The following is a 10,971-nucleotide window of genomic DNA, read 5'->3' as shown; positions in this document are numbered from 1 at the left end:
TGTCGCCGCGCAGGACGTTCCACAGCTGCGGCAGCTCGTCCAGCGAGCTCTTGCGCAGCAGCCGGCCGACGGCGCCCATCCGGTGGTCCTGGGAGCGGGGCCACCCACCCGCACCGCCCGCCCCCTTCCCACCGGCACCAGGAGGGACGGGCAGCCATGTCCGTACCCGGCACCCCGCCCTCCGCCGCCGCGCTCGCCGGCGGCGCGTGGGGCTGACGCGGCGATCAAGTTCGGCAACACCTTCGGCGCGGTCGCCGGCTTCCTCGGCGTCCTGCTGCTGATCTTCCTCGCGGGCGGGCCAGCTGGCCGTCGCCGTCTGCCTCGGACCGGCCGTGCTGCTGCTCCTGGTCGCCTGGTCGCGCCGCTGCTGCGCTCGTTCTACACGCAGCTGTCCGGGTCGTTCGGCGGGCGCTGGGAGCTGCTGACGGCGGGGGCGTTCCTGTCGTTCGTCGTCCCGCTGATCGTCTTCTTCGGTCTCCGGCGGTACTTCGTCCGTGGGCTGCTCGCGGGTTCGGTGCAGGGGTAGGCGGGGACTCCCCGGTGGTCGGAGTGTTCTGAACGCGTTCAGATCCGACTTTTGAACCTGTTCAGAATGGTCTACAGTCGGCTCCAGTCGCAGCGCCGAGCGCGCCTGCCGGCGGACTGCCCGGAGGGCTGTTCCCGCCTGCCCACCGACCACTGAGGGGGACTCATGTCCGCGCCGTCCAGCCCCGCCCCGGCCGATCCGCCACCCGCTTCCGGGCCTTCCGCCGACGCCTGGGGGGCCGCCTGGGAGCCCGCCGCCGGACCAGCCGGACCCGCCGGACCTGCCGCCGGGCCTGCGTGGGGGCCGGGCAAGCCCGCCCCCGAAGGGTTCCCGTGGCTGCGGCCCAGCGACCCCGGAGGCAAGGCCACCGCCTCGCTCTGGGTCGTCGGCGCGGCGCTGTTCACCGGGTTCCTGACGGCCTGGCTGCTCGGCGACGGCCTCGGCGTCGGGCTGTCGGTCTGTGGGGTCGCCGCGGCGACCGTGGCCGGGCTCGCGGCCCGCGCGGCAGGCCGCCGGGTCCGGCCCTGGACAGTCGTCTTGAGCGTGCTCGCGCTCGCCCTGCTGGTCGTCCCGGCCCTGTGGGAGGCGGGCTGGCCGGTGGCGATCGCCGTGGTCGGCGCGCTGGCGCTGGCCTCGCTCGCGCTGCACGGCGGCCGCCGCTGGCCGGGCGTGCTGCTCGCCCTGCCGGGCGTCCTCTGGCAGTTCGGGCCGGGCGTGCTCTGGGCCGCGAAGGGCCTGTCCGGCCACCGCCTGCGCGGCCGGGGCCGGATCGTTCCCGTCCTGAAGGCCCTCGCGGTCGCCGCCGTCCTCCTCGTCGTCTTCGGCTGGCTGTTCTCCGGGGCCGACGCCGCCATGGCGGACGTCCTCGGCAGCCTCAACCCCAGCGTGGACCTCGACCGGCTCCCGTGGCGCGTCGTGCTGTTCGCGGTCGGGCTGCTCACCGCGCTCGGCTTCGCGCACATCGCCGCCGGGCCGCGCCGCTGGGACCGTACGGTGGTCCGGCCCGGCCGGGCCCGCGGGCGGCTGGAGTGGGCGCTGCCGCTGGTCGCGCTCGACCTGATGTTCGCCGTCTTCGCGGTCATCCAGGCCGTGGTGGTGCTGGGCGGCGCGGACGCCGTCCTGCGCAACACCGGGATGAGCCGCTCCGAGTACGCGCGGCAGGGCTTCTGGCAGCTGTCCGTCATCACGGTGCTGACGCTCGTGGTCGTCGCCGTCGCCCAGCGGTGGGCCCCGCGCACCACGCCCGCCGACCGCCGCCTGGCCCGGATCCTGCTCGGCGTGCTCTGCGTCCTCGCGCTGACCGTCGTCGCGTCGGCGCTCGGCCGGATGTGGTTCTACGTAGACGCCTCGGGGCTCACCCGGCTCCGGCTCTGGGTGCTGGTGGTGGAGATCTGGCTCGGCGGCGTCTTCGCCCTGGTCATCGCCGCCGGCCTCACCCGCTCGGCCGGCTGGCTGCCGCGCGCCGTCGTGCTCAGCGGTGCGCTGGCCGCCGTGGTCTACGGGCTGATGGGGCCGGACGCGATCGTCGCCGAGCAGAACGTCGCCCGCTACGAGCGGACCGGCCGGATCGACCTGCGCAACGTCCGCGACCTCTCGCCGGACGCCGTCCCCGCCCTCGACCGGCTGCCGCCTGCCCCGCGGGCGTGCGCGCTGCAACTGATCCGCGCCGACCTGGGGAACCGAGCCGAGCCCTGGTACGCCGCCAGCCTCTCCTCCGCCCGGGCCCGGGACATCCTCGCCGCACGGCCCCTGATGGACGTAAGCCGTGGGCCGAGCGCGTGCGAGCAGGCGGGGTTGACGATCGGCGTGCACCGCTGACTCGTACTGCCGACTTGTACTGCTGACTTGTACTGCTGACCCGTACTGCTGACCTGAACCGCTGACCTGCGGAACGACGGACGGGCCGGCCGGGAGCGCGTTGCTCCCGGCCGGCCCGTCCGTTCTTCCAGGCGATTGCGCGCGCCTGCTCGCGTCAGTGCATCGCGACGCCGGAGGTCTCCGACGGCAGGTCGCTCGCCTTGGCCTTGATCGCGAAGAGCGCGACCAGCAGCGCGACCCCCGCGAGCGCGGCGCCCACGATGAAGCCGTGCGAAGTGCCCTGGATGAGGACGGAGTTGGCCGCGTCCGTGCCCGGTGGGAAGTCCTGGTGCTCCTTGAGGTAGCCCAGCTGCTCCGGCGTGGCCGACTGCATGAACGCCGGCATCTGCAGCTTGGTCTCGGCCGTGGCGTAGTGGGCGAACACCGTGGTCAGGATCGACAGGCCGAGCGAACCACCGATCTGCTGCATCGAGTTGAGCAGGCCGGAGGCGGCGCCGGTCTCCTCGTCGGGGACGCCGGCCACGGAGAGCAGCATGACCGGGACGAAGATCAGGCCCATGCCGAAGCCGAACACCACCGTGGGGCCGAGCACCCCGTCGAGGTAGCCGCTGTCCTTGTCCATCTGGGTCAGCCAGGTCAGGCCGATGGTGACCAGCAGCGCGCCGCCGGCCATGAACGGCTTCGGGCCGTACTTGGCCTGGAGGGTGGAGGCGACCTGAGCGGCGATGATGATCGCGACGCTGATCGGCAGGAACGATACGCCTGCCTTCAGGGGGCTGTAGCCGAGCGGGCCCTGCACGAAGAGCACGACGTAGAAGAAGATGCCGAACATGGCCGCGGCCAGGCAGAGCATCATCACCAGGCCGCCGGTGCGGTTGCGGTTGGCGAACAGGTGCAGCGGGGTGATCGGCTGAGCGGTCCGCCGCTCGATCACGAAGAAGGAGGCGAGCAGGATCACGCCGGCCGCGAAGGAACCGATCGTCAGCCCGTCCGACCAGCCGTAGTCCGGGTTGGCGGCGCGGATGAACCCGTAGACGAGGCCGACCAGGCCCAGCGTCGAGGTGAACGCGCCGGGCAGGTCGAAGCGGCCGTCGGTGCGCTCGGACTCGGTGATGTAGCGCGGCGCGGCGATCGCGATCAGCGCCGCGATCGGCACGTTGACGAAGAAGACCCAGCGCCAGTCCAGGTATTCGGTGAGCAGACCGCCGGCCAGCAGGCCGATCGCCGCGCCCGAACCCGCCACCGCCGAGAACACGCCGAACGCCTTGTTGCGTTCCGGCCCCTCCTCGAAGTTGGTGGCGATCAGCGCGAAGGCCGTCGGGGAACAGATCGCGCCGCCGATCCCCTGGAGCGCCCGGGCGGCCAGCAGCAGGGTGCTGTCCTGGGCGAAGCCGCCCAGCAGCGAGGCGAAGCCGAACAGCAGGGTGCCGAAGATGAACACCCGGCGGCGGCCGAGGATGTCACCCGCGCGACCGCCGAGCAGCAGCAGACCGCCGAAGGTCAGGGTGTAGGCGTTGATGACCCAGGACAGGTCGGTGGTCGAGAACCCCAGCGCGTCCTTGATGCCGGGGAGCGCGATGTTCACGATGGTCGCGTCGAGCACCACCATGAGCTGCGTCGCCGCGATGACCGCCAGGGTGATGCCCTTGCCGCGGCTCGGGCCGCCGTGCGGTGGTGAGTTCTTGCTGAGCGTGTCGGATATAGCCACGAAAGTGCCCCCTGCTGGCTATGTGCCTGGTGTGCTGCGGACCTCGGGTCCGGCGGGGATCCTGCGCCGTGCGGCAGGCTAGGAAGGAACGGGATCGTTCACTAAGGTGGACGATATCCTGGGCCGGTTTGTGAACGCAAGCGTTCCTTAAGGTTGGTGGCAATGGATCATTCGGTGCGACGCCAGGTGACGGACCGGGCGCTCGGCCCGGCCCCGGAGGCCGCGGTGCCGGCAGCTCGGACGGTGTCCGGCTCGCCGGGCCTGTGCTCGGTGCGGGTGGCCGCCGAGGTCCTCACCCGGCCGGTGCGGCGCCGCGGCAAGGACCTGGAGAACGCGATCTTCGCGGCCACGCTCGACCAGCTCACCTCCGGCGGGTTCGCACGGCTGACGATGGAGGGCGTCGCCGCTGCGGCGCGGACCGGCAAGGCCGCGCTTTACCGGCGCTGGGCCTCCAAGGTCGAACTGGTCGTGGACGCCCTGGACTCCACTCTGCCACGCCCCAACGGCGTCCCCGACCTCGGGTCCACCCGTGGCGAACTCCTGCAGCTCATCGAGGTGTTCGCGGGTGCGATGAACTCGCGGGCGGGCAGCGCCATGCAGGTGCTGATGGGCGAGCTCGACCACGAACAGGCGCAGCTGTTCAAGGACTTCATCGTGCAGCGGGTGGTCGCGCCGACGACGGAGACGATCCTCGACATCCTCCGCCGCGGGGCGGGGCGCGGCGAGGTCCGCCCCGGGGCCGTCGCGCCGATGGTCGCGGACGTCGCCCCGGCGATGCTGCTCTACCAGGTCAAGATCCGCGGCCGGGAGAACATGCCGCCCGACTACGCGTTTCGTCTGGTCGACGACGTGCTGATGCCGATGATCCGGGCCTGAGGCGCGCCGGGCCGGCGCTCCCCGCGGTGGCCCCTTGGCAGCCCTCGGCGGCCCCTTCCGGCGTGGCGTGGGGCACCTCGGCCACGGGCTTAGGCTGGAGCTGCCCCAGCTGAACGGGCCGCCCAGCCGAACGGAGCCTGTGATGCCCATCGTCCCGCCGACGCACTCCGTCGAGCGCGCGCTCCGCCGGGCCGGCGCCAAGATCGTCGTGGGGCTGGACGAGGTCGGGCGCGGCGCCTGGGCGGGACCGGTCACCGTCGGCGCGGCCGTCACCGGACTGCGCCGGCCGCCGGAGGGCCTCACCGACTCCAAGCTGCTCACCGAACTGCGCCGCCGCGCGCTCGCGCCGGTCCTCGCCGACTGGGTCACGGCGTACGCGCTCGGCCACGCCTCGCCGCAGGAGTGCGACGAGCTCGGCATGACCGCCGCCCTGCGGCTGGCCGCCGTCCGCGCCCTGGAGGCGCTGCCGGTCGAGCCCGACGCGGTGATCCTCGACGGCAAGCACGACTACCTCGGCGGCCCGTGGCGGGTGCGCACGGTGATCAAGGGCGACCAGTCCTGCATCTGCGTCTCCGCCGCCTCCGTCCTCGCCAAGGTCCACCGCGACGGGCTGATGGCCGAACTCGGCGAGCAGTACGCCGCGTACGGCTTCGCCGACAACGCCGGCTATCCCTCCCCGGTGCACCGCGCCGCACTGGAGGAGTTCGGCCCCACCGAACACCACCGCCTCTCCTGGGCGTACTTGGACGCACTGCCGAAGTGGCGTCACTTGAAGCGGATCCGGCCGGGTCTCGAAGCGGCCGAAGGCTCCGCCGACGAACAGTTGACGCTCGGTTTCTGACGGTCCGTCTGGAATTGCCCCGAGTGGGTCCGGCAACGCGTTGGCGCCCAACGGGTGGGGCGCCCGTGCGCGTTCGACCGGCATTTGATAGATATCCGGGTATGCCTGTCTTCCCCGAGGAGCCGGAGATTCACGAGAGCCTCCCGGGCCCCGGCGTTCCCTTCCCGCGAGAGTCGGACGCACAAGCCCTCCGCGCGCCTGCCACCGGCAGCGCACCCGCCACCGCACCCACCACCGTCGCCGCGCCCGCCCCGGTGCCCGGCCCCCGTCCCGCGCCGCCGCGCCCGGCATCGCCGACCGCCGGCCGGCCCGGTCCGCAGGCGCGCCCGGCGCCCAAGCCCGGCCCGGCGCCGCGCCGTCCGGCGCCGACCGCACCGCAGATCGAGGTCCGGCGGGTCGCGGCCACCCCGGCCGAGGCGCTGGAGCGCGCCGACGAGGTGGTCGACCAGCTGCTCGACGCCGGGCGCAGCCCGGGCGAGATCCTGGTGCTGACGGTCGGCGAGGCGCACCCGTGGCAGCAGCACGAGCTCTCCTTTGGCGAGGAGCGCTACTGGGCGCAACTCGCCGAGGGCGGGGACGTGTTCTACGCGGACGCCGCGCTGACCCGTCCGGCCCGTCGCGAGGTGGTCGTCCTGGTCGCCAACGGCGGACCGGCCGCCCGGGCCGCCGAGGCGTACACCGGGGCGCTCGGCCACGCGTCCGTGCTGCTCGTGGTCTGCGGTGACGCCGGCCCGGCCGCCGCGGGTGCCGCCGGCGCGGCGCCCGGCCGTCCGGTCAGCGCCTGAGGCGTGCGGTCCCGCCCGGGCCCGGTGCCGTACGGTGCCGGGCCCGCGGGCCGTCGTACCCCGCCGTGGTCCGCAGCCGGTCGGGTAGCGCGGGGAGGCCGCGGAGCCCTTGGGGGCCTTGGGGTTCTTGGGGCCCTTGGGGCCCGGCGAGCGCGCGGAGCCTGCCGAGCCCGTGGAGGGCGTTGAGCCGGTGGAGACCGTCGAGACCGTCGAGCCCTCCGAGCCTGACGGGCTCAGCGGGTCCCGGTGCGGCGGGCCGGCTGGATCGCGGCGACCCTCGCGGGCGTCCAGGGCCGCTCGGACGTCTGGCGCAGCGCGCGCCGGCCGCTCGGGGTGTCCAGGGCCGTGCGCGGGGGCAGCTCCGTCACGGTGTGGACCGGTCCGTCCGCCCACGAACCCGCGTGCGGATTGCGGCCCTGCCGCCCGTCCCCGAGGATCTGCCAGCCGGCCGGGGTCAGCGCGACGTACGAGCCGCAGCGCAGTCCGTGCAGGACTGCCGCGTCCCGCAGCGCCCACATCCAGGCCCCGTCCTGCTCGGTCCAGCCCGGGGCGCCCTCGCGGCAGCGCAGCAGCACCGCGGTGCGGGTCGGTGCGGGCTGGCGCAGGTCGTGCGGGGTGATCTGGCGCAGGTGCGCGAGCAGCGCGTTTCGGTGCTGCCAGCCGTCCGTGTCGTGCGGCCAGGGCGTGAACGAGGCCGAGGCGCTCAGGTGGTGCACCGCGTCGAGGACGGCGATGACGACCGTGCCCGGCTGGGGCAGGTGGCGCTGGTGCAACTCCAGGACGAAGTCGCGCGGATCGCGCAGCAACGGGATCCCCGAGGCGGTCCAGGTCTCCAGGTCCAGCAGCCGTCTGGGCGCCGAACTCCGGGCGAGGGGAGACTGACCTCGGCCGATACCGTTGATCACGATCCTCCTTCCCGACCCACGGGCACGCGGGTACCTGCGTACGCCGAAGGCGGGGTCCACCGGACCAGGTTTCGGGTACCCGCCAATTCTCGGGGCATCGGGGGCGGAGCGGCAACGATGAAATGATGAACGCCGCCCGAAAGTCCACGTTCTGCCGGATATATTCCACCGTGGCGCAAGCGCTACTCAGGCATCTCCGCAGCCCGGCGAGGGCCCGTGTGAACGGCCCGTGAACTGGGTTCCGCAATGTCACCGCCCCTCTCCCGTCTTCGGTCCTCCGCGGGCGCCCCGCCGATGTGATCTCTCCCTCCCTTAGGCCATTCGAGTGAGTCCAGTAGTCCGTCCGGGTACCCGGCCCGCCGTCCGGGCCGCCCGGCTCAGGCCTGCACGGCCAGCACCAGGGGCAGTACGGCGCTCGCCCCGGCGCGGCGCAGCAGGCGCGCGGCGACGGTGACCGTCCAGCCCGAGTCGACGAGGTCGTCCACCAGCAGCACCGGACCGCCCGCGGCGGCCACCGCCTGCGCCAACTCGGGCGGCAGGACCAGCGCTTCGCTCACCGAACGCAGCCGCTGCGCGCTGTTGCTGCGGGCACCGTGCGGAGGCCGGCCGTCCGCGTACTCGATCCGTCCGAGCAGCGGCAGCCGCCCGATCTCCGCGATCCGCGCACCGAGGCTGCCGACCAGCTGGGGGCGGGTCGAGGAGGCCATGGTCACCACCCCGGCCGGCCGCTCCAGCCGGGTGCCGTCGGCCGAGGCGGGCCCGGCCCAGCCGCCCGGCCCGCGCGCCCAGTCCGCGAGCACCGTCACCAGGGCGTCCACCGCCTCGCCGGGGACGGGCACGTCCGGCGCCTGCTCGGCGAGCAGGGTGCGCAGCCGGGTGCCCCAGCCGATGTCGGACAGCCGGCCGAGCGCCCGGCCGGTCTCGGCCTGCTCCCCGGCCGGGATGCGGCCCTTGAGCGCCACGCCGACGGCCTCCATGCCGGTGGGCCACAGCCGGCGCGGCTCGAAGCCGACCCCGGGGCGGCCGAGCGCGGCGCGGGCGGCCTCCAGCGTGGCGGCGGACACCTCCGGGGTGTGCAGCGGCCCGGCGCAGTTGTCGCACCGCCCGCAGGGCGCGGCCTCCTCGTCGTCCAGCTGGCGCCGCAGGAACTCCATCCGGCAGCCGGTGGCCGCCGCGTACTCGCGCATCGCCCGCTGCTCGGCCTCGCGGGAGGCCGCGACCTTGGCGTAGCGGGCGGTGTCGTACTCCCAGCTCTGCCCGGTGGCCGTCCACCCGCCCTTGACCCGGCGGACGGCGCCGTCCACGTCGAGCACCTTGAGCATGGTCTCCAGCCGGGTGCGGCGCAGGTCCACCCGGGGCTCCAGCGCGGCCGTCGACAGCGGCCGGCCGGCCTCGGCGAGCGCGTCGATCGTGCGGCGCACCTGCTCCTCCGGGGGGAAGGCCAGCGAGGCGAAGTAGCGCCAGATCGCCTCGTCCTCGCGCCCGGGCAGGAGCAGCACCTCGGCCCGGTCGACGCCGCGACCGGCCCGGCCGACCTGCTGGTAGTAGGCGATCGGGGAACTGGGCGAGCCCAGGTGCACGACGAAGCCGAGGTCGGGCTTGTCGAAGCCCATGCCGAGCGCGGAGGTGGCGACCAGCGCCTTGACCCGGTTGGCCAGCAGGTCGGCCTCGGCGGTGCGGCGCTCGGCGTCCTCGGTGCGGCCGGAGTAGGAGGCCACGGTGAAGCCGCGCTCGCGCAGGAACGCGGTGACCTCCTCGGCCGCGGCCACCGTCAGGGTGTAGACGATGCCCGAGCCCGGCAGACGGTCGAGGTGGTCGGCCAGCCAGGCGAGCCGGTGCGCCGGGTCGGGCAGGGCGAGCACGCCGAGGGTGAGGCTCTCCCGGTCGAGCGGGCCGCGCAGCACCAGGGCGTGCTCGTCGGCGGTGCCGGTGCCGAGCTGCTCGGCGACGTCCGCGGTGACCCGGGCGTTGGCCGTGGCGGTGGTGGCCAGCACCGGGACCCCGGGCGGGAGTTCGGCGAGCATGGTGCGCAGCCGGCGGTAGTCGGGCCGGAAGTCGTGGCCCCAGTCGGAGATGCAGTGCGCCTCGTCGACCACGAGCAGGCCGGTGGAGGCGGCGAGCTTGGGGAGCACCTGGTCGCGGAAGTCGGGGTTGTTCAGCCGCTCCGGGCTGACCAGCAGGACGTCCACCTGCCCGGCCGCGACCTCGGCCTGGATCGCGTCCCACTCCTCGGTGTTGGCCGAGTTGATGGTGCGGGCGTGGATGCCCGCCCGGGCCGCGGAATCGACCTGGTTGCGCATCAGGGCGAGCAGCGGCGAGACGATCACCGTGGGCCCCGCGCCCCGGGCGCGGAGCAGGGCGGTGGCGATGAAGTAGACGGCGGACTTGCCCCAGCCGGTGCGCTGCACGACCAGGGCGCGGCGGTGGTCGACCACCAGGGCCTCGATGGCCGTCCACTGGTCGTCGCGCAGGGCGGCGCCGGGGCCGGCCAGCTCGCGCAGGACGGCCTCGGCCCGCGCCCTGACCTCGGCGCGGTCGGCGGCGGTGGCGGTGGTGTGGATCTCGTGCGGCTGCATGGCGTCCATGTAACCCCGAGGCGCCGACAACGGGCGAATGCCGGGGCGGGGGAGAAAGGTGGAACGGGGGTGTATGTCATCCGCTCTTAGGTTGAACGGCAGTCAAATTTCACTCGGGAGAGTGGCGGTGGCGTGCGCCGAACGAGCGAAGCGGAATTCCGGCCCGGGGTTGTCCACAGGAAAAAACAAAAGTCCGACGGGGATTTCGGGGTGCGGCACGCTTCCCGTCATGAACGCCAAGAACAACGACCACGGCAAGAACGACGGCCGCGCCGAGAACGGCGGCCGCACCTCGAACAAGGGCGACGGCATGGACCACGACCCCACGACGAACGGCGGCAACACCATGAACGACGAGCAGGTCACGCTCTCCCTCGGCCCCGCCTCCGGCCATCGGCCGGTGACGATGCGCGGCCCGGCCGACATGGCCGAGCTGCTGCCCTACCTCCTGGGCTTCTTCCCCGACGACAGCATCGTCGCCGTGGGCCTGCACGGCCCCGACCTCCACCAGGGCGGGGTGCTCCGGGCGGACATCCCCGCGTCCCGCTCGCAGTGGCCGGCCGCGGCGGAGGAGACGGCCGCCCTGCTGGTCGACGTCTCCGAACAGCGCGGCAGCCGGCCGATCCAAGTGCTGCTCTACCTCTGCCAGGACCCGGTCCCGGGGCACGGGCCGCCGGCGGTGGACGGCCTGCGCCCGCTGGCCGACGGCCTCCGGGCCGCGTTCGCCCGCCGGGGCGTGCCGGTCAAGGAGTCGCTGTGCGTCTCGGACGGCCGTTGGTGGTCCTTCCTCTGCCGCCGGGAGGGCTGCTGCGATCCCGCGGGGAACCCGATCCGCCGGGCCCCCGCCCCGGTGCCGGCCGCCACCGCGGCGACGATCGCCGGCCTCTCCCCGAGCGGCACACGGAAGGCGAACATCGCCGGGCACGCCCCGATCTG

Annotated in this window: 9 protein-coding genes; 5 read left to right on the top strand and 4 right to left on the bottom strand. The window is 74.0% G+C overall.

What is annotated here, in order from left to right; translation table 11 throughout:
* Positions 1-79 (bottom strand): sugar transferase (locus AB0O00_RS19645; protein WP_363653433.1); only part of this gene is annotated, 79 nt, incomplete at its 3' end.
* 612 nt (positions 80-691) lie between these two features.
* Here AB0O00_RS19645 and AB0O00_RS19640 point away from each other — a divergent pair.
* Positions 692-2,344, top strand: coding sequence for a DUF4173 domain-containing protein (locus AB0O00_RS19640; protein WP_363653429.1), 1,653 nt, complete (start codon positions 692-694; stop codon positions 2,342-2,344).
* A gap of 154 nt (positions 2,345-2,498) precedes the next feature.
* Here the strand turns inward: AB0O00_RS19640 and AB0O00_RS19635 are convergent, their stop codons facing one another.
* Positions 2,499-4,046, bottom strand: a complete 1,548-nt coding sequence (locus tag AB0O00_RS19635) for an MFS transporter (protein WP_363653431.1) — start codon at positions 4,044-4,046, stop codon at positions 2,499-2,501.
* A 168-nt stretch (positions 4,047-4,214) separates the two neighbouring features.
* Between AB0O00_RS19635 and AB0O00_RS19630 the strand changes: the two genes are divergently transcribed.
* The 3 genes from AB0O00_RS19630 (at position 4,215) to AB0O00_RS19620 (ending at position 6,554) form a co-directional block, all read left to right on the top strand.
* The gene (locus AB0O00_RS19630) at positions 4,215-4,928 is read left to right on the top strand and encodes a TetR-like C-terminal domain-containing protein (protein ID WP_363653427.1); all 714 of its coding nucleotides are present in this window, start codon (positions 4,215-4,217) and stop codon (positions 4,926-4,928) included.
* Positions 4,929-5,070: 142 nt separating this feature from the next.
* Positions 5,071-5,769 carry a ribonuclease HII gene (locus AB0O00_RS19625; protein ID WP_363653425.1) on the top strand — a complete coding sequence of 233 codons (699 nt, stop codon included), beginning with the start codon at positions 5,071-5,073 and terminating at the stop codon, positions 5,767-5,769.
* A gap of 101 nt (positions 5,770-5,870) precedes the next feature.
* Positions 5,871-6,554, top strand: coding sequence for a hypothetical protein (locus AB0O00_RS19620; protein ID WP_363653423.1), 684 nt, complete (start codon positions 5,871-5,873; stop codon positions 6,552-6,554).
* Positions 6,555-6,787: 233 nt separating this feature from the next.
* Here AB0O00_RS19620 and AB0O00_RS19615 read toward each other — a convergent pair whose 3' ends face one another.
* Positions 6,788-7,459 (bottom strand): hypothetical protein, encoded by a 672-nt coding sequence (locus AB0O00_RS19615; protein WP_363653421.1) that lies wholly within the window; start codon positions 7,457-7,459, stop codon positions 6,788-6,790.
* A gap of 377 nt (positions 7,460-7,836) precedes the next feature.
* Positions 7,837-10,035, bottom strand: a complete 2,199-nt coding sequence (locus tag AB0O00_RS19610) for a RecQ family ATP-dependent DNA helicase (RefSeq protein WP_363653419.1) — start codon at positions 10,033-10,035, stop codon at positions 7,837-7,839.
* Between the two features lie 229 nt (positions 10,036-10,264).
* Between AB0O00_RS19610 and AB0O00_RS19605 the strand changes: the two genes are divergently transcribed.
* Positions 10,265-10,971, top strand: a 707-nt coding sequence (locus AB0O00_RS19605) for a DUF4192 domain-containing protein (protein ID WP_363653417.1), incomplete at its 3' end; no start/stop codon positions are given.

The organism is Kitasatospora sp. NPDC093558 (genome assembly GCF_040683475.1).
In the GTDB taxonomy this organism is placed as follows: domain Bacteria; phylum Actinomycetota; class Actinomycetes; order Streptomycetales; family Streptomycetaceae; genus Kitasatospora.
This window is presented reverse-complemented; position numbering and strand designations above follow the sequence as displayed.

Coding starts and splice junctions, on each gene's coding strand:
- AB0O00_RS19630 (WP_363653427.1), top strand. CDS start 4,215: ATGGATCATTCGGTGCGACGCCAGGTGACGGACCGGGCGCTCGGCCCG.
- AB0O00_RS19610 (WP_363653419.1), bottom strand. CDS start 10,035: ATGCAGCCGCACGAGATCCACACCACCGCCACCGCCGCCGACCGCGCC.
- AB0O00_RS19620 (WP_363653423.1), top strand. CDS start 5,871: ATGCCTGTCTTCCCCGAGGAGCCGGAGATTCACGAGAGCCTCCCGGGC.
- AB0O00_RS19640 (WP_363653429.1), top strand. CDS start 692: ATGTCCGCGCCGTCCAGCCCCGCCCCGGCCGATCCGCCACCCGCTTCC.
- AB0O00_RS19625 (WP_363653425.1), top strand. CDS start 5,071: ATGCCCATCGTCCCGCCGACGCACTCCGTCGAGCGCGCGCTCCGCCGG.